Source organism: Roseomonas populi (genome assembly GCF_024594815.1).
In the GTDB taxonomy this organism is placed as follows: Bacteria; Pseudomonadota; Alphaproteobacteria; order Acetobacterales; family Acetobacteraceae; genus Roseomonas; species Roseomonas populi.
Genome location: NZ_JANJOU010000031.1, coordinates 38057 through 54364 on the forward strand (window position 1 = coordinate 38057; position 16308 = coordinate 54364).

General features: G+C 65.7%; 21 protein-coding genes and 1 tRNA gene. 9 read left to right on the forward strand and 13 right to left on the reverse strand.

Translation table 11 applies throughout. From position 1 onward, the window contains the following. Window positions 1–66 precede the first annotated feature (66 nt). Window positions 67–1458, reverse strand: coding sequence for a cytochrome P450 (locus NRP21_RS24720; RefSeq protein ID WP_257718910.1), 1392 nt, complete (start codon window positions 1456–1458; stop codon window positions 67–69). After that, window positions 1445–2644, reverse strand: a complete 1200-nt coding sequence (locus tag NRP21_RS24725) for a hypothetical protein (RefSeq protein ID WP_257718911.1) — start codon at window positions 2642–2644, stop codon at window positions 1445–1447. Before NRP21_RS24725 ends, NRP21_RS24720 begins: the two co-directional genes overlap by 14 nt. A gap of 130 nt (window positions 2645–2774) precedes the next feature. Here NRP21_RS24725 and NRP21_RS24730 point away from each other — a divergent pair. The 4 genes from NRP21_RS24730 (at window position 2775) to NRP21_RS24745 (ending at window position 5079) form a co-directional block, all read left to right on the forward strand. Further along, window positions 2775–2849: transfer RNA gene (locus NRP21_RS24730), tRNA-Gly, on the forward strand. A 369-nt stretch (window positions 2850–3218) separates the two neighbouring features. Then, the gene (locus tag NRP21_RS24735; RefSeq protein WP_257718912.1) at window positions 3219–3392 is read left to right on the forward strand and encodes a hypothetical protein; all 174 of its coding nucleotides are present in this window, start codon (window positions 3219–3221) and stop codon (window positions 3390–3392) included. Between the two features lie 487 nt (window positions 3393–3879). Beyond that, a complete protein-coding gene (locus NRP21_RS24740; RefSeq protein WP_257718913.1) occupies window positions 3880–4140 on the forward strand; it encodes a hypothetical protein in 261 nt (86 codons plus the stop codon). A gap of 717 nt (window positions 4141–4857) precedes the next feature. Then, window positions 4858–5079: a hypothetical protein gene (locus NRP21_RS24745; RefSeq protein WP_257718914.1), complete on the forward strand. Its 222-nt coding sequence runs from the start codon at window positions 4858–4860 to the stop codon at window positions 5077–5079. A gap of 341 nt (window positions 5080–5420) precedes the next feature. On the opposite strand, the gene NRP21_RS24750 is transcribed toward NRP21_RS24745, so the two are convergent. Then, window positions 5421–5621, reverse strand: coding sequence for a hypothetical protein (locus NRP21_RS24750; RefSeq protein WP_257718915.1), 201 nt, complete (start codon window positions 5619–5621; stop codon window positions 5421–5423). Window positions 5622–5775: 154 nt separating this feature from the next. Next, window positions 5776–5982, reverse strand: coding sequence for a hypothetical protein (locus tag NRP21_RS24755; protein ID WP_257718916.1), 207 nt, complete (start codon window positions 5980–5982; stop codon window positions 5776–5778). Between the two features lie 376 nt (window positions 5983–6358). Here NRP21_RS24755 and NRP21_RS24760 point away from each other — a divergent pair, with 376 nt between their 5' ends. From NRP21_RS24760 to NRP21_RS24770, 3 genes are all read left to right on the forward strand, one after another. Beyond that, on the forward strand, window positions 6359–6733 hold the full coding sequence (locus NRP21_RS24760) for a hypothetical protein (RefSeq protein ID WP_257718917.1): 375 nt from the start codon (window positions 6359–6361) through the stop codon (window positions 6731–6733). Continuing rightward, complete coding sequence (locus NRP21_RS24765) at window positions 6730–7290, forward strand: glycoside hydrolase family 108 protein (RefSeq protein WP_257718918.1); 561 nt, start codon at window positions 6730–6732, stop codon at window positions 7288–7290. Before NRP21_RS24760 ends, NRP21_RS24765 begins: the two co-directional genes overlap by 4 nt. A gap of 507 nt (window positions 7291–7797) precedes the next feature. Beyond that, window positions 7798–8229, forward strand: coding sequence for an HD domain-containing protein (locus NRP21_RS24770; RefSeq protein WP_257718919.1), 432 nt, complete (start codon window positions 7798–7800; stop codon window positions 8227–8229). A 276-nt stretch (window positions 8230–8505) separates the two neighbouring features. Here the strand turns inward: NRP21_RS24770 and NRP21_RS24775 are convergent, their stop codons facing one another. Both NRP21_RS24775 and NRP21_RS24780 read right to left on the reverse strand, forming a co-directional pair. Then, on the reverse strand, window positions 8506–8751 hold the full coding sequence (locus NRP21_RS24775) for a hypothetical protein (RefSeq protein WP_257718920.1): 246 nt from the start codon (window positions 8749–8751) through the stop codon (window positions 8506–8508). Window positions 8752–8809: 58 nt separating this feature from the next. Next, complete coding sequence (locus tag NRP21_RS24780; RefSeq protein WP_257718921.1) at window positions 8810–9214, reverse strand: type II toxin-antitoxin system HicB family antitoxin; 405 nt, start codon at window positions 9212–9214, stop codon at window positions 8810–8812. Window positions 9215–9681: 467 nt separating this feature from the next. Between NRP21_RS24780 and NRP21_RS24785 the strand changes: the two genes are divergently transcribed. Together NRP21_RS24785 and NRP21_RS24790 are read left to right on the forward strand one after the other, a co-directional pair. Next, the gene (locus NRP21_RS24785; protein WP_257718922.1) at window positions 9682–10257 is read left to right on the forward strand and encodes a helix-turn-helix domain-containing protein; all 576 of its coding nucleotides are present in this window, start codon (window positions 9682–9684) and stop codon (window positions 10255–10257) included. 402 nt (window positions 10258–10659) lie between these two features. Beyond that, the gene (locus NRP21_RS24790; protein WP_257718923.1) at window positions 10660–11814 is read left to right on the forward strand and encodes a hypothetical protein; all 1155 of its coding nucleotides are present in this window, start codon (window positions 10660–10662) and stop codon (window positions 11812–11814) included. Between the two features lie 5 nt (window positions 11815–11819). On the opposite strand, the gene NRP21_RS24795 is transcribed toward NRP21_RS24790, so the two are convergent. The 7 genes from NRP21_RS24795 to NRP21_RS24825 form a co-directional block, all read right to left on the reverse strand. After that, on the reverse strand, window positions 11820–12068 hold the full coding sequence (locus NRP21_RS24795; RefSeq protein ID WP_257718924.1) for a hypothetical protein: 249 nt from the start codon (window positions 12066–12068) through the stop codon (window positions 11820–11822). Window positions 12069–12309: 241 nt separating this feature from the next. Further along, entirely contained in the window at window positions 12310–12561 is a 252-nt protein-coding gene (locus NRP21_RS24800) for a hypothetical protein (protein ID WP_257718925.1), read from the reverse strand. Between the two features lie 17 nt (window positions 12562–12578). Beyond that, a complete protein-coding gene (locus NRP21_RS24805; RefSeq protein WP_257718926.1) occupies window positions 12579–12812 on the reverse strand; it encodes a hypothetical protein in 234 nt (77 codons plus the stop codon). A 589-nt stretch (window positions 12813–13401) separates the two neighbouring features. Next, entirely contained in the window at window positions 13402–13893 is a 492-nt protein-coding gene (locus NRP21_RS24810; protein ID WP_257718927.1) for a hypothetical protein, read from the reverse strand. Between the two features lie 71 nt (window positions 13894–13964). Further along, complete coding sequence (locus NRP21_RS24815) at window positions 13965–14369, reverse strand: hypothetical protein (RefSeq protein WP_257718928.1); 405 nt, start codon at window positions 14367–14369, stop codon at window positions 13965–13967. Continuing rightward, window positions 14366–15730, reverse strand: coding sequence for a recombinase family protein (locus NRP21_RS24820; RefSeq protein ID WP_257718929.1), 1365 nt, complete (start codon window positions 15728–15730; stop codon window positions 14366–14368). The genes NRP21_RS24815 and NRP21_RS24820 overlap by 4 nt, the downstream gene beginning before the upstream one ends. After that, the gene (locus NRP21_RS24825; RefSeq protein WP_456300250.1) at window positions 15730–16278 is read right to left on the reverse strand and encodes a DUF2924 domain-containing protein; all 549 of its coding nucleotides are present in this window, start codon (window positions 16276–16278) and stop codon (window positions 15730–15732) included. The genes NRP21_RS24820 and NRP21_RS24825 overlap by 1 nt, the downstream gene beginning before the upstream one ends. Window positions 16279–16308 lie beyond the last annotated feature (30 nt).

Sequence of the window (16308 nt, forward strand, 5' to 3'; positions counted from 1 at the left end):
AGGCTGGTGAAACCCCCTTAGGGCCGCCGCGGAACCGACCGGAGCTTCCGCCCCACGCCCGGCCCGTCACCCGCGTGGCCGGGCCCGGCAAAGGACGGTGCCGTTGGGCCGGATGGTCAGCCGGGCGGTGGGCTGGATCCTGGCCGGGGCGGTGGGGGCGATGTCGAAGTGCTGCAGCAGGCGGGCGAGGAGCAGCGTGCTCTCCACCGTGGCGAAGGCGGCGCCGGGGCAGACCCGTGGGCCGAGGCCGAAGGGGATGTAGGAATCCTTCGTGATTCCGGATGCCCGCTCCGGCAGGAAGCGGTCGGGGTCGAAGATGTCGGGGTCCTTCCAGAAGACCCGGTGGCGGTGGATCACCCAGGGGGAGACGACGACGATGTCCCGGGGCTGCAGCGTCCACCGCCGCACCTTGTCCGGCGCCAGGGGGGAGCGGACGAGGAAGCCGACGGGCGGGTAGAGGCGCAGCACCTCGCGCAGGACGCGCTTCGTGTAGGGCAGGCCGGCCTGGATGGCGTCCAGGCCTGGCGTCCCCTCCCCCAGCTCCTCCGCCTCGGCCCGGATGCGCTCCGCGGCCTCCGGCAGGTTGGCGAGGATGACGAAGGCCCAGGTGAGCATGCTGGCCGTCGTCTCGTGGCCGGCGAGGAAGAAGACGGCGATCTGGTCCACCAGCTCCTCCCGCGTGAAGCCGCGGCCGGTGTCCGGATCTGCGGCGGCGATCAGGGCGTCGGCGATGTCGCGCCCCGCCGGGCTGCCCGCGGCCAGGCGACGGTCCACCATGCGGCCGAGCGTGCCGCGGATGGCGGCGCAGGCGGCGCGGAAGCCCGCGGCCTGGGGCGGGGCGGCGTGCTTGCGGGAGTAGAGGAGCTTCCACGGGGCGAGCTGGTCCGACAGGGCCTGGAAGCGGGTGAAGGCCTCGAAGACCGTCGCGGCCTCTCCTGCCTCGATCGGCTCGGAGAAGATCGTGCGGAAAACGACGTCGGCGGTGACGTGGCTGAGTTCCGCGTCGAGCGCGAAGGGCTTTCCGGCGCGCGCGTGGGCGGCCACGCGGGCGACGCAGTCCGCCACCGCCGCGCCCATGTGGGGATAGGCCTTGGAGAGCGCCATCTGGGACATGGCCGGGCGGATCAGGTCCCGCTGGCGGCGCCAGCTGCGCCCGTTGGCGACGAAGACGCCGTCCCCCACCAGGGGGGAGAGCGCGTCCACGAAGACGGCGGCCTTGGGGTAGTTCTCCGCGCGCTCCACCATCACCTCGCGCGCCGTCTCCGGGTGGTTAATGAGGTAGAGGCGGCGGTCGCCCATCGCGCGCTCGCCCATGAACATGTCGTAGGCGCGGCGCGGCAGGGCGGTGAGGAGGTTCGCGTCCCGGCTCAGCAGCACCTTCAGGAAGGTGCCGAGATTGCCCGAGGGGATGGGGGCCGGCGGGCGGTAGCGGGGGAGCGGGCTCTCAGCCACGGTCACGCGTCACGGACTCCAGGGGCTCGGGGCCGGCCAGGAAACGGTAGAACTCGTACTCGCCGGGCCTGTCATTGGCGCGCAGGAACTGGAAGTGCAGTTCGTAGAAGCGATAGGCCAGCTCCGCGTAGCGTTCGGCGGAGAAGATTTCCTTGAACCGGGCGGAGCGCACGGAGGGGTTGCGGCGAGGTCTTCCGCCAAGGTCCAGGCGAAAGGCGCGGACCGGGTCCAGCCAGGGGAAGTTCAGCACGTCCTGCGGGGCGAAGTAGTCCACCCAGAGCATCCCTTCGTCCGTGACCAGGGCCTGCATGGCCTTGCGGGTGGGGCTTGGCAGCCCGCCCGCGACCGCGATGGGGGTGTTGCCGCCGATGGTCATCAGGGAGAGGCAGGGGCCTTCGCCGCCAGTCGCACCCATCAGGCGGCGGGCGCGTTCCACGATCGAGATGGCGACGAAGCTGCCGGAGCTGTGGCCGATGACCAGGACTTCGTCCAGGGCGGGATCCCTTGCGGCCTCGGCGACACGGTGAGCGAAGGCCTCGAACCGGGCATCCGCCTCCGGGTCCCGGCTGGTGCGGTGGCGCCAGGTGAAGATCCAGTCGTTGATGAGGTACCAGACGTAGAAGCGGCGATCGAGGTACTCAGTGACCCGAAGCAGGCCGAAGAGGAGGGGGGCGGCCGGAGCCAGCCCTGCCAGGCGCGGAAACCCCAGCGCCCCGGCCAGCGCCAGGCAGCCGGCGACGAGGCCGAGCGCCACCAGGGCGTAGAGGAGCGCCATGGCCCAGGGGTAGAGGGAGAAGACGCCGAACTTCCAATTCAGCCGGAGCATCTGCGCCACCGTGCCGGATATCAGCGCTTCCCAGACCACGCGCAGGCTGAGCAGGGCGACGCGCCACTTCGGCACGGCGAAGTCGCGCACGGCGATCTCGTGCCAGGAGAGGCAGTCCACCACCGTCTCGACCGGGCCTTCGGGCCAGTCCGCCGCGATGTGCCAGCGTGCGGTGCCTTCTTCCTTCGCGGCGCGCATCCGGGCGGCGATGCCGTGGAGGGCGGCGAATTTTCTGAGCTCGCGCGAGAAGAGGAGGAAGTAGGTGCGCGGGCTGCGGGGATCGTAGCCCGGGACGTAGAAGACGTGGCGACGGCGGACCCTGGCGGGCGGCTCGCTGGCCTCGGCGCGGCCTTCGTCAAAAATCATAGGGCGAGACTACATGCCCTGGCGGGGAAAGGGCCAGGGCGGGGCCCGCCCGCCGGTTGCTGCCGGAACGATCAGGAAGGGGGGTTGCAAGCCCAGACGCCCCGTGTCATACGGCCGCCACACACGGAGCGCGGGCGTAGCTCAGGGGTAGAGCACGACCTTGCCAAGGTCGGGGTCGAGGGTTCGAATCCCTTCGCCCGCTCCAATCTCTCTCAGACAAAGCTTTCTCTGGTGAGGTTGGGATCGCGCTTCTCCGTGTGTTTTCCCTACATTTGCGGCGCGCACCTTGATACTTCGAAGGTGGAACGAGCGCTGTTTTCTCTCTCCGGAGAGGCAGTTGTCTCCGAAGCTTGGGACTGGGATGATTCAGTCTACAAGGTTTAGTGTCTTGTAATCGCGCAATGTTTTCCGGCCACTCTCATCCAGAGTTGGTGTTTCTTCGCCCCGGGCGGTCGAACTCTTCGTCCAATCACGCGCTAAACGCCCGAGCTTTGGCTGTGCCCATCGTGGGCGTGGCGATGCCGTGTCGTTCGACCAGCTACGCCGATCTTTCTTCACATGACGAGGCATTCCCATGGCCAACCTCCCTCCCCTTCCGCCTGCTGGTCGCGCGCCCCAGGGCGGCAAGAACGCCACCGGCGGCAAGGGCAATCCCAAGGACGCACGAGCAGGCGCAGTTAGCAGCGGCGGCAAGCAGGGCGGCGTGAGCAGCGCGACCCAGAGCAACCGCAAGACGGGGGACCGCTGAGCGATGCGGCGCCAACGCAGCGAGCCCGGCCCAGCCGTTAGCTGAGCGCCAGCTTCCTGAGACAGCTGTCGAACGCGTGGAAGGCTGTCGCGACCTCCCGCAACTCCCGGCTGGTATGGGACCAGTACAGCGCCATTATGCCGAGTCCATTCTGCGGCGGAGTATAGCCAGTAGCGGCATGGCCGTTATCGACCTTGGAGTACTTCGAACCGGACAAGAGGCGTCTGCAGCTTGGCGATCAGCGTCCGCGGCAGGGTCAACCGGCGTAGTCACCGCGAGTTAGAGGCCGCCAGGCACGACGGTAGCCGGACGCACCAGGCGGGGCGGAATATTGCAAGCATCTGCGTGGGCGCGATGCGCCTGGCCCCGTTCTCGCCCATAATCACTCTGCTGCTCGCGCTCACGACGATCGCGGGCATCCTCTCGAGGAGGTTGTGGCGCCGATCTGCCTAGCCTGACCGCAGAGCAGGTCGTCGCCATCGGCTCCATGTTCTTCGCCGGCCTCGCCGGGTTGCTCACCGCCGGCGGCGCCATCCGCTCGCGGCGGGACGTCCTCAACAAGGAGGATGAGGAGGAACTGGAGATGGCGCTGGCTATGGCCCGGCGCAAATTGGCGCACGCCCATGCCTTCATCAGCGTCCTAACCCTGGCGGCCGTGAAGATCCGGCACGTCGCGGCCGAGCGGCTCATCCTTGCAGGCGAAGATCGGCTCCTGCCCGAGGTGCCGGTGTTCAAGGATATTGATTAGCCCGCGCCCGGAGGCTCAGCAGATTGGGAGAGGAACCAGGGTCTTGCTGCGGTAGAACGCGTCGAGCGCAAGCTCATTCGCGCGGTCGGCAGAGACGAACACCACCTCGTATCGGTCGGTGGTCTTGATCACCACTGCGACCTTTCTGACCCCGTCTGAGGGGTCCAGCATCTCTTCGATGCTGACAATCAGGGCATAGCCTGCCGGCGGAACCCTCAGCGCCTCTCCCTCCAGCCGCAGCTGACAGGCTTAACTCGTCATCACGCGGCCGGTTCCGACAGCCGCGCCCGGCCGGCTAGCAAACCGCGACCCTAATCTGACTTGCGCAGCGGTACCGCTTCCAGCCGTACGGTCTCCCGCCATCGCTCCCGCCACTGAGCAACGCGCCTCTCCGCTTCGCCGGGAGGCGCCAGCTCCCGAATGAGCACCGCACCAACGTCCCGTAGCAAGGCTCTCGATAGTTCCCGCTTATTGAAGAGAGCGATCAGGTCGTCCAGCAGCACATCCAGATCGCCGCGAGAGTGGCGAGGGTTGGGGCAGATGTGCGTCGCCATGTCGGACTTTTGGATGCAGCCGCCGAGCGAGAGTGGGGATCACCCCCGAGGGTAGCTTGGTTTGGGATCAAACCTTATTGGGTAACATCCCGCAATAAACCCGAGGTTGAGAATGGCCTGCGGATAGACAACGCGCCCGGCCGGTCAGCCGGATACATCAGAAGTGGAAACGACGAAGAAAGAAGCGTGGGCTGCCCGCATGGAAGCGGGCGCTGAAGCGGTACTGACTGCCCTCTCAAAGGTGGGTATCGGCGATGATCCGGCGGTCTTGGCCGGCGTGCTGGGAGGCGTCGTTGGGCGTCTCGCGGCCGTGACAGACGATCTAGCCGCGATCCTGGCAATCATCACCGCATGGCTAAGGTCATCATTAGCGGCGACCTGCTGAACCGGCCCTGAACACGCTGGGCGCCATAAGCAAAGCAGCGCGCAGCGCTGCGGGCCGGATTCGACACCGACTGCACTTCGGGGCTGCAGCACCGGTTAGTGATCTGCCATCCGTCGTGCCTCTGCTGAGGCGGGTCCTTCCCCGCTGCCGCAGCGCCGCGCCCCACATGGAGGTCGGAACCGATCCGTCAACTTCGTGGCACAATCAAAGCTATCTTCAGGACGGCGTCTTGAGCGTCTTCATTTCGTCTTCCAGAATTCCTCAAAATTGAGGACCGGCGTCCGTAAAGTTCGGGATACGCCGAGCTTGGGTGGTAGCAGGTTACCGCCGCTCCCGGCCGGTCAGTTGGAGCTGTCCTCGAAATCAGATATTGGGATGAAGCGTCCGTCCTGCATGGCCTCGAAGAGGCCCAGTTCCTGCGCTCGCCAGAGCGGCATGTGGACCAGGCGTGTTTCCTCCTCGGTCATGTAGGCGACAACTACGACGATGAGGTTGAGCCCGAGCGGCACCTCGACGGTCTCCAGGTCTAGGAGGCGCGCCATGTCCCTTGGCCACCGACCTCCCACGCCACGGCTCCTGTTCAGAGAGCCGCAGCCGTACCGCCGCCGGACGGCTTCCGGCACCCCAGAAAAATGGAACGCTCATGTCCGACGCCCTCGCGCCGGCTACCGGTCCCGTGGGTTTCCGACGTAACTGTTAGGACAGTGCGGCGCGCCAGAGCTCATGAGCGAGGTTGCCATGGATACGTGTCATCTCGGCAAGTTCCTCGACGGCTGCCAGAAGCAGATCATCCCGTCCTGCTCGCTCCAACTCGGCGATCAGTTCCCTCTGGCGCTTGATTTTTAACTCGCTCGCATGTGCGCGCTGAAGAGCTTTTTCGAAGCGCGTCGGCTCTGGCGTCAACCTGTAGGTCCAGCAGCGATATATGGACCTCTAGCCTCTCGCGCTCAGATCGGCATTCACAGGCGATATCCATTTTGCCTGGTCAGCCGAGCTTGGGCGGGCTCTGTTCGACCAGCTTGGTCCGCTGCTTCCCACAGCGTCGGCAGATCATGAAGTTGTACCTCGTGCCCAAGCCGTAAGGCATTGGACGCCAGCCTGCGCTCTTCCACTGGTGGCCCAAGCACTGGCAGGCGGCTGACTGCAGCAGCCCACGCACAAGACGCCCTGCTCCTGCGACAAAGCTCATCCTGCGACGGCACCTGACACTTGTTCGGCGAGCCGTCTAGCATCCCGCGCCCGGCCGGTCAGCCGGGCACCCCTAGCCATAACGGTGACGATGATGGACGACTGGACGCAAGTCCTGGCGGCCCTCGGCGTGCCCGCGATTTACGCGGTGCCGTTGGTGCTGCTGGCTCGGGCCGCTTGGCCCACTGTCGTGCACGCCTTCCGCGTGTGGATGATGGATCGCGGCTTGTGCCGTGCCGCCGGCTTTATGCCTAGCCTGCGGGCGCCTAGTGGAGGCGCGGCCGCGCCCCTAGACGACGTGGAACTGCAGCGTTTGGTGACCCGCGGCGCCACCTACATGACCAACCGGCTCGGCGGGACGATCAAGGCCCTGGGCGTCCCGGCGGCGGACCTGCGGGACATGGTGCAGGGGCAGTACGGTGAGCTGCTGGCCAGGCTGGCAGTGCCGGCCGAGATGCGGGCATGACCCCCGCCCGCATCGTCGCCCTGACGAATGAGATGATTGGCCGCGAGGACCGCTACTCGAACCACCCCTCCGACAAAGGCGGGGAGACCATCTGGGGTATCACCGTCGCCCGGGCCCGCGCGGCCGGCTACATGGGGCCGATGATCGCTATGCCGCGGAAGACTGCGGTGGACATCTACGCCCTGTTCTACATCCGCCAGCCCGGCTTCGACCTGATCGATGACGTGCTGCCGGACCTCGGCGCCAAGCTGATCGACATCGGCGTGAACACGGGCACCGCCGTTGCCGGCCGATTCCTCCGGCGCGCGCTGAACCACCTTAACGGCCGAGCCAGCCTCTACGGCGACTTGGTGGTGGATGGGGCGTGCGGGGCCATGACCCGGGCAGCGCTTAACTCGCTGATCCAGCGGTGCGGGAAAGCGGACGCCAGCCGGGTGCTGGTGGCCATGGCCACTGCCCAGCAGTCGGTCCGATACGTGGAGATCGCGGAGGCTAACCCGACCCAGGAGGATTTCGCCTGGGGCTGGCAGCTGAACCGGGTAACAGAGGCGCTCTGATGCCTTGCGGCAACTCAGCCGGCCAGCCTCCCGTTCATCCTAACACTCCACGAGGGTGCTCGTGGGGAAGTAGGCTCCGGAGGCTCGCGCCTTCTTCTCCCAGGATTGAAGTGTCGCGGCCGGTGGGGAGACCTCGCCGGCCGTTCACATAACCTCGGTGGGCTTTGCTGAACGGAACCGCGGCGCTGCTTAGTCTAGCGACGAGACCCTGCGCTGCTGGTGGGCGACCCAGCGATCTTTCATCTCGTCCCACTCCGATTGCGTGTCGCAGGCGATGCGGAGAAGGTCCTGCGGTCCCGCTTCGGCATCTGGGTCCTGGCCCCACCGCTGCCGGAGCGATTGCTTCAGCCAGATTTCGAAAGGGTCACGATAGGGTGTGGTCGGTCTAGTGCTCTGCAGGGCCATGCCGCCACCTCCCTGCCGTTGTTAGCTCCCTCGCGCCATAATTGCCGCATGATGGTCGCCTAGAGTTGCGACCTCGACGTAGACCACGAGCCACCGCTTCTGATGGGCGCCCTGCTGTTCATGACCTTTTCCGCTGCAAGTCTCTCTGCCCGCCTGCACGCCGGACATCTGAACCAACAAGGTGAGCCCTACCTGGACCACGTCACAGCCGTGGTGACGCTCCTCCGGGAACGCTGGCCCGATGCCCCGGACCACGCCATCGAGGCCGCATGGCTGCACGACGCCATGGGCCGCAAGGGAGTGACCCCGGCCAGTTTGCTGAGAGCGGGTATCAGCCCGGAAGCCGTGCGGCTGATCGGGATGTTAACGAGATTGACCGCCGTGGATGAGCTGGAATGGGCCGAGGCCCTGGCCGCCTCGGGCGACCTCTGGGCCATTCGCATCAAGCTGGCGGACTTCGCCCACAACTCCCCGCCGGCTCGGGCGCGCCTTGAAGCGGCGGAGCGGACTCTGCGCGGGATTGGGCTACGCTGATCCGGGCCGGGCACTGCGGAGGGGCGCTGGAGGCTGTAGCGGGACAGATGGCCGAGGGGGACCGGCACTCACGCGCCGGTCCAGGCCAGTGTTGCAGTTGGCAAAGCCGATGGAGAAGTGCAGCCCTCTCAGCGGAGGCCTAGCTGTGGAACCCTGGGCCGCCAACCGCAAGCCTCATACGGCGCATGGTCCGGAGACAAGCGGAAAGTGCTGCCCGGGCAGGCGGTGCGCCGGGCAGCGGAGCGGGCGTTGTGCGAGACGAGAATTCCGATCGCCTCAAGCTTTTGGGGGTGATTGATATGGCACGGACTGCTTGCGTGCATCAGCTTCCACAAGCTGCGCCATGTCACGGAGAGACTTGGCCAACGTGTGGAGCTCTTCGGGGAAAACTTCCTCCATGAGGAATGTGAAGTCCCGCACAGCCATTTTTACTCCAGCCTCCATCAGGTGGGAATCATCGCCTGCCTCTTCCTTAACAGTATGGACAAATACTTCTGCAGCAGCTTCGATTTCTGCTCTCATCCCTTCGCCTTCTGAGCACACCCGCGAGACGGCGCAATCCACATCTCGATTATCCAGTTCATGCTGCGCGCGCCCCCTGCATGGCGGCCCGGGCGGCATCCGCCAGAGATGCCAACCGAGTCTTCCCCTGCTGCTTAGCGAAGGTGTCCACCGCCGCAAGCAAGCCTTCCTCCATGGTGATGTTGGCGCGCACCGCGCGGCCGGGCAACTCGGCACGCACGAGGATACGAGCAAACTCCTCCGCTTCGGGGTCACGCTCGACGCTCTCCAGCAGGGTGGGGTCGGGGATAGCGTTGCCATCCTCGATCCGGCCGCGGATATGCAGGGCGAGGGCCTGCTCGGCCTCACGCGCGGCATGTTCGGTGCTGGTGCCGTCGGATACGCAGCCCGGGAAGTCGGGGAAGAAGACGCTGAACCCGGCGGGCGCCTGTTCCAGAATGGCGGGATAGTACCGCGTCGGCATGGTGCCTAGTGCTCCTCTTTTCGTTGGGGGCTGCTCCCCGGCGTGGCTGATTGGGAGGGCGGAAGCCCGCACGCAATGCTACCATCGTCTCAACGTAGGGTTACAATCCGCAACGCGAGAGCTTGAAGTGCGCAGTGATCTCCACATTCAAAACAATTCGCATTTTTCGAGATCAACTTCCTTCTTAGCAACGAACCCCAGCTACGGCCGCCCGCTTCGGTGAACCAAAATCATGAGAACGTGATAAGCGTTCGGTCACATTCTACATTGAACGCTCCGCACTAAGTTATTCAAACTACTAAATTTATACTGATTGCTGCGTGTGTTTCGTCCCAGAAATCCAGAGTTGATGTTTGGATTGAGTGTTTGCGTTCTGTGCTCGCCCGGCGTACTAGTTCGAGGCTAAAATAAAAGACATCAACCCGACTTTGTGACCAGTCCAGGTCTGGTTGGGAGGAGTAACAGTCATGACCACCAACTTCGTCCAGCACGCCTATACCTTCGCGAAAGATGGTGTGGAGCTGCCTGCTCCCTCTGGAACTGGGATCCTGGCGCGGATAGCTGAGCAGCAGGCCCATGCCGGTAAGTTGTCCCGTCACCTTGAGGTGCAGAATGCGCGTGATCTGCCGGGTGGCAACCAGCGTTCGCCGATGTCGTCCGACTTGGCCGTGGGGCGTGAGATCCGGGAACTCCGCCGCGCCCAGGGACGGACGCAGAAGGAGCTGGCGAGAATGGTGGGCGTGACGGGCGCTCAGCTGCATCGCTACGAGACGGGAACCACGCGCATCGCGGCCAGCCGGCTGATCACGATTGCCAACGCGCTGGACATCCGGCCGGACGTGCTGATCGCGGCTGGCTCAACTCAGGATGTCACGCCGCCACTCCCACTGGCTTTCCAGTCTACTCCCGGCGACGACATTGCCGAGTTGATCCAGGCTTTCGCCGCGCTCTCCGACCCGAAGCACCGTGCCGCGCTCGTCGCCGTGGCGAAGTTGATGGCTGTCCAGTACGGGCACACTCCTCGAACCAGCCAGACGGACTGACTGCCTGGCCTGATCAGTAGCGCGCTGCCCTCGACCCCGGCCTTTGCCGACCAGGACCGCGCGCCCGAGGACGCTACTGCCTCCGGCCACTGGCCGCCGACAGCCGCACCCCGCTTGCCGGCAACGCCGCGGTTAGCCTGGAGCAGTCCGGCGCCACGGGCGGTGGCGGCTAGCACTCCCAACCAGCCGCGTCAGCATAGCCCAGGCGCTTGTCCTGAAGCCTGGACCTTGATGGCCCGAAAAGCGGGGGGCGGGGACGCCCTCGGATCCACTTCCGGAAGACATCCCGACCTGCGCGAAGCAGCGTGATCGTAAGACCAAGCACTGTCAGGCCTCGGAGCGATGGCAGTGGTGCCCGTTGCGGAATATCATTACTGCTCGTGGCGTGCCCTGGAGTGTCTGATGTTCGCCTTCAAGCCGGAAGAGCCGATGGTGATGATCCAATCGGCCGATCCCGAGCGGTACTTTGACATGCTCCGCATCACCTCGCGTCCGAACCGCGAGTACTGCCTGCGCCACGGTATCCGTTATGCATCAGTCTCGGCCGTCCTGCGCGGCTTCTATCCTTGGCACGCTTGCTTCAACCGCATTCTGTTCCTCAACCAACTTCTTGATCTCGGATATGAGGGCTGGTTTCTGCACATCGATGCGGATGCTTACGTCCATGATCGAGAGTTTGATCTCGGTGCCTACCTCTCGGCCCGGACGCAGCACTCCCTGATCCTCGCCTCCGGTGGCTCCGACGTTTACTGGAACGTCAACGACGGCATCTTCTTCGCCAACTGCGGCCACCCCACCATGCGCGAGATTGCCCGGCGCTGGCAGGCGGCGCTGGACACGTACACGCCCGAGCGGCTGCGCGGCGCGCCGAACTTCGACGACATCCCCTGCGATCAGGCTCTGTTGCAGTGGGTTCTGCGCGAGAACCCCAGCCTGGCTGATGAGATGCTCATCGAGAGCCACAAGTTCATCAACTCCCCTGTGGCGAGCTTCGCGCGACAGGTGCTCCGAGTAGCGGAGAGCACCTTCGCCCAGCGCGTGCGGCGGATCGCCCTTGATGTCGAGAGCTCCCTCGCTGCAGGCGGCGCCGCGCCGGAGAGCGTAGACGTCCTGGCCCCCGGATTGGCCCGCGCCCTGGGTGTGCCGTTGCCGGGCCGAGCCGACCTGGATATGGCTGCGGATGACCCCGTACACTTGGCAAACCTCCTGCGCCTTTGCACGGAGCAGTTCGACGCCGCGGCAGCCGGTCAGAGCAGCTCGCGGCTCACTCCGCAGGTCCTCAGGTTGCTGAGTGCCATATCCCAGTCATTGGGTATCCCGCGCCCCGATGGGGGCAATCTCGATGCGGAAGCCTCTCCACAGAATGCCGATCCGGAGGTGCTGGCGCTCCTGGCGCTGATCACGAAACGCAAGAAGTCCGCGAACGTGGCTCGTGCTGCCGGTGTTCCGATAGCAGAGCCCGATCGGCACATCGCCGCTCTGCGAGCCCTGGTGTCGGCGCGGCGGGATACCCTTGTTGAGGCGCGGCATGCTAGGTCGGTGCCTGCGGCAAGCTGAGGCGTTCAGCCCCAGGTCTGCGGCTGTCCCCGGTGGGCGAGCAGGCCGTCGACATCGAGATAGATCCGCAGCCAACGGGCCTCCTCCTTCTTGTCACCCTTCAGGATGGCGGCTTGCACCATATCATGCGCATGACGCCGAGCATCTGTGCCGCGCTCAGTGACAAGTTCGTAGGCGACTAGGTCCTCTCGCTGTCCGTCTTCTGTTCGCGGCTTAGACATCGTCACTGAGTACCCATGATGCAGGATCGCCAAGTGCTACTCCCATACGGTGATCCTCCCGCATGGCACCGGGCCAGAAGGGCCGCGGCCGCATCATTCCGTCCAGAGACCGCGACGAGCAAGCGGAAGAGCTCCTCATCGTTCAGAGGTCGCGTCGGTACGCCTTCGGCTGAGAGGGGCAAATCTTCTGGCAGGGGCGGGGCGGCTGCCACGCCGTCAAGGGGCGATACCGAGGCCAGCGAGGCACAAACAAGCAGAAGCAGAGCTACAGAGGTCACTCGGTCTCGTTCCGGACCATCTCCCGCGCCATGATGAGAAGCATCTGCCGCTTGTCGCCGGGCAGCTGGTCCCAGTGCCGAAGCAACTCCATGCGGCCGATGGTCCCCGGACTGGGCGGGCCCTTCAGAGCTTCATCGATCCAGGCCGACACCTTCCCGTAGGCCGGATGCTGGATCGCTTCCATGGGCCGGATGTCGGCGGTGAGTGGATCAGGGCTGTTGCCGAAAGGATCAGGGAGCTTGGGCATTGCGATCCGTGGGAGCTTCAGCTCAGGCGGTCGTCGGGATGGGGCGAACGCTGCATTTCGTCGATCGCGAAGGCAACGTCGACCCAAGCTGCCGCGCGCTCCTCATTCCCCTCGGCAAGGAATGCCTCCATGCGCCGCTTGGCGTGCCCGCTTGCCTCCTCCCCGAATTGATCAACGAGCTTCTTGGCAGAGCGATAGCTGTCAGCACTGACCTCGTACCGCGCGAGGCGGACAGCGTGCTCCCTGATCATGCGTCACGTCCCTTGCCTTACGGTGGTGTGGGCTGGCGCGGCTTGCTGGGGGGCGCACGCCAGCCCTGTCCGGCTGGAGGGAAGGGGGTTTCCATCCATCGACACCACATTCTAGAACGCTCACGGTTCCGTGAGAAGGTGATATGAAGGTCTCGGCCCAGAGCTTTTATGGAAGCGATCTGACAGCTGCCCTATGCAGGGAAGCGAGAGCCTCGCTTGGATGGACGCAAGGCGATTTGGCCATGGCCGCCTTGTGCTCAAGCTCGACAGTAAAGAAGTTCGAACTAGGCCAGTACCGCTCCTCGCGGGCCACCCGCTCTGCTCTCTATGCTGCCTTCGTCCGAGCAGGGCTTGTGTTCGCAGACGGCTGCTATGATGACGCGGGTGTCCAGACCGACAGGCCAATCGCATTCCTTATCGGGACGTGAAGATTAGGGCACATCTGGCAACGTGCTGCCCGCGCCGGGCAAGCACCGAGCCGCGCAGCGGGTCGTGCGCGAGATGGGGCAATCCTAAACTGGGCTGAACGCTGGTAGGGCGGCGATGAAGGCCGCCCGATTAAGCCTACTAGAATAGCTCGCTGCGTCGCTTATATGGCGCTCGTCACGGCGGCCTCGTTATGGCGACGAGCCGCACCGGCCGCGGACGGACCGGCGAGTTGCGATCGCGAGGTCACAGGCCGCACGTTGCCCGCCAGCTTCCAGGCCCCTCGGAAGATCGAGACGGCTCCCAATCCCATCTTGGCAACCCTCGCTGTCGCGCGCATGCTCTCAGCCGTCTCGGGCGTCGTCAGATCGACCAGAAGATCCAGCGGGATTTTGTTGGCCGATGACTTCGGACGATCGCTCGCGGCCGCCTGCCGATTGAGGATCAGCGCCCCAACCGTCCGGGCTGCCTCATGCTCCGCGAGTAGCATGGGCCAGCTTGGGTGGTGACCTGCGAAGACGGACACCGCCTCCTGCCAGGCCTGCACCTTGGATACTCCACGCTCCACCAGGATCCGGTATCGTTGCTCAGCCGATCGTGCCGCCAGCACGTCAAGATCAGGGGGAGGAGCGTTGGTGTCATGAAGGTGGCTCATAGGCCTAGCTTAGACCGAGTTAGAACAGAACAGGAACACGATTTGGAGGTCCAGCCGGTGGTAAGTGATCTCTACGGGCGGGAGAAGGTGACGATTTGTTCATTCCATATCACTGGCCAGGGTGCCATCAGTTGCGGAAGACTCGGGACAGACCCGGCCCGATCCAGCACAGCCTCCACAATCTCCGGCGCCAGTAGCGTCAGCTGCAGCAATCGCCCCATGTACCCGCGGTCCAGGCGCTCAGCCTCGGCCATCTCGGTGATGGACGCGTACTGGCCCTCGTCGAGCATGCGTTGATACCGGAATGCCCGGGCCAGTGCCTTCACGAGCGCCGGGTCACCATGCGTCTGGGTGGTAGGCCTGGGCACCACGGAACTCACCACCCCCTCCGGCACGACGACCGTCTTCCGCCCCGGCCGGCGCCGGATTCGCAGCGGCACCTGAACTGTGAGGCTGGTCGGATGCGTGGCACTCATTCCGCCGCCTCCAGCATCTGCCCCCGCCCCCCACCTAGATCCCGCACGAGGCTCGCGAGCCCCTCCACCCGGAGCCTGATGTCCGCCCCCGTGCTCGACACCCTCACCCGCTCGACCAGCAGCCCGATGACCCGCGCCTGCTCCGCCGGGAATAGCTGGTCCCAGAGCGGCTCCAGCTGGAGCAGGGCGTCCCGGCTCTCGCCCTCGGTCAGGTCGGGGTCGCTGACCCGCGCCGCCGCCCAGGTGCCCACGATGATCTCCGGCTGGCGCAGGAGGGCACGCACCTGGGTGACGACCGCCCCTTCGATTTCCGCGGCCGAGATGCGCCGCACGAGGCTAGGGTCGGTGTCCTCCGTACCCTTCAGCGCGCTCTGGCTCACGTAGTACCGGTACAGCCGCCCACGCCGCCGCGTGTGGCTCGGCGACATGGCTCGACCGTCCGAGCCGTAGAGGAGCCCCTTCAGCAGCGCCGGCGTCTGGTTTCGATGGGCGTTCCCCCGGAGCTTGGGATGCTGGGCCAGGGCAGCGTGCACCCGGTCCCAGAGCGCCCGGTCGATGATGGCCTCGTGCTCACCGGGGTAGACCTTCCCCTTATGCGCGGCCTCGCCGACGTAGGTCCGATTCGCCAGCAGCTTGTAGACGTCGCCCTTGTTCAGGGGCCGGCCCGTCTTGCTGGTCCGACCCTCGGCCTGGAGCTGGCGGGCGGTGCCGGTGCCGGATCGGGTCTGCAGGAACAACTCGAACACGCGCCGGACGGTGCTGGCCTCGGCCGCGTTGATCAGGAGTTTCCGGTCCTTCACGTCGTAGCCGAGCGGCACCTTGCCTCCCATCCACATGCCGCGCGCCCGGGAGGCCGCGAACTTGTCCCGGATGCGCTCCCCGATCACCTCGCGCTCGAACTGGGCGAAGCTGAGGAGGATGTTGAGCGTCAGCCGCCCCATGCTCGTCGTGGTGTTGAAGGACTGGGTCACCGAGACGAAGGTCACCCCGTGCGCCTCGAAGGTCTCCACCAGGCGGGAAAAGTCCATCAGCGACCGGCTCAGGCGGTCGATTTTGTAAACCACCACCACGTCCACCCGGTCCTGCTCGATGTCGCGTATGAGCCGCTGCAGGGCCGGGCGCTCCAGGTTCCCACCCGAGAAGCCTCCGTCGTCGTAGCGGTCCTGGACCAGGGTCCAGCCCTCAGCACGCTGGGACAGCACGTAGGCCTCACAGGCGTCGCGCTGGACATCAAGGGTGTTGAACTCGCGCTCCAGCCCCTCCTCCGTGCTCTTGCGGGTGTAGACGGCACACCGGAGGCGCCGGGCAGGGGTGGGGGGAATGGCGGGGCTGAGGGTAGTGGAGGTCGAACGCCGGGCCATCAGCCGTTCCCCCGCCCGCCCTTGAGCCCGAAGAAGGTCCACCCGTTCCAGCGCGTGCCGGTGATGTGCCGCGCCACCGCGGAAAGCGACCGGTAGGGGCGGCCCTCGTACTCGAAGCCGTCCTGGAGCACCGTCACCGCGTGCTCGACACCCTGCCATTCGCGGATCAGGCGCGTGCCGGCGAGAGGACGGCTGTCCGCCCGGATCCGGCGCAGGACCACGTTGCCGCCGTCCAGCTGCTCGCCGAGCGCCTCCAGGCGGGCCCGGGTCTCAGGCTTCAGGCCACCGTAAGCGAGCTCCTGGATCCGGTACGCCAGCCGGCTGACCAGGTAGGCCCGGTTGAACGGGGGCGGTTCCTTGCCGAACAGCTCGCGCCACTGCTGCTTCAGCCCTGCTGTCGGCGTGCCCTTCAGGGCGGCCAAACGACCCAGCACGTCCGCGGGCGGGATGGAGGGAAAGGTCGGCGCGGTGCGAGGAGGAGGTAGCGGCTGGGCTGCCCGGCTCGCGCCCATGCCCCTCCCCCGCCACTCGGTGGAACTCTGGCTCATGCGTGTCTCCCGGTTTGGACACCCGCACCA

Coding starts and splice junctions, on each gene's coding strand:
- NRP21_RS24750 (WP_257718915.1), bottom strand. CDS start 5,621: ATGGCGCGCCTCCTAGACCTGGAGACCGTCGAGGTGCCGCTCGGGCTC.
- NRP21_RS24820 (WP_257718929.1), bottom strand. CDS start 15,730: ATGGCCCGGCGTTCGACCTCCACTACCCTCAGCCCCGCCATTCCCCCC.
- NRP21_RS24815 (WP_257718928.1), bottom strand. CDS start 14,369: ATGAGTGCCACGCATCCGACCAGCCTCACAGTTCAGGTGCCGCTGCGA.
- NRP21_RS24825 (WP_456300250.1), bottom strand. CDS start 16,278: ATGAGCCAGAGTTCCACCGAGTGGCGGGGGAGGGGCATGGGCGCGAGC.
- NRP21_RS24790 (WP_257718923.1), top strand. CDS start 10,660: ATGTTCGCCTTCAAGCCGGAAGAGCCGATGGTGATGATCCAATCGGCC.
- NRP21_RS24760 (WP_257718917.1), top strand. CDS start 6,359: ATGATGGACGACTGGACGCAAGTCCTGGCGGCCCTCGGCGTGCCCGCG.
- NRP21_RS24740 (WP_257718913.1), top strand. CDS start 3,880: ATGTTCTTCGCCGGCCTCGCCGGGTTGCTCACCGCCGGCGGCGCCATC.
- NRP21_RS24785 (WP_257718922.1), top strand. CDS start 9,682: ATGACCACCAACTTCGTCCAGCACGCCTATACCTTCGCGAAAGATGGT.
- NRP21_RS24775 (WP_257718920.1), bottom strand. CDS start 8,751: ATGAGAGCAGAAATCGAAGCTGCTGCAGAAGTATTTGTCCATACTGTT.
- NRP21_RS24780 (WP_257718921.1), bottom strand. CDS start 9,214: ATGCCGACGCGGTACTATCCCGCCATTCTGGAACAGGCGCCCGCCGGG.
- NRP21_RS24800 (WP_257718925.1), bottom strand. CDS start 12,561: ATGCCCAAGCTCCCTGATCCTTTCGGCAACAGCCCTGATCCACTCACC.
- NRP21_RS24765 (WP_257718918.1), top strand. CDS start 6,730: ATGACCCCCGCCCGCATCGTCGCCCTGACGAATGAGATGATTGGCCGC.
- NRP21_RS24770 (WP_257718919.1), top strand. CDS start 7,798: ATGGGCGCCCTGCTGTTCATGACCTTTTCCGCTGCAAGTCTCTCTGCC.
- NRP21_RS24725 (WP_257718911.1), bottom strand. CDS start 2,644: ATGATTTTTGACGAAGGCCGCGCCGAGGCCAGCGAGCCGCCCGCCAGG.
- NRP21_RS24810 (WP_257718927.1), bottom strand. CDS start 13,893: ATGAGCCACCTTCATGACACCAACGCTCCTCCCCCTGATCTTGACGTG.
- NRP21_RS24735 (WP_257718912.1), top strand. CDS start 3,219: ATGGCCAACCTCCCTCCCCTTCCGCCTGCTGGTCGCGCGCCCCAGGGC.
- NRP21_RS24805 (WP_257718926.1), bottom strand. CDS start 12,812: ATGATCAGGGAGCACGCTGTCCGCCTCGCGCGGTACGAGGTCAGTGCT.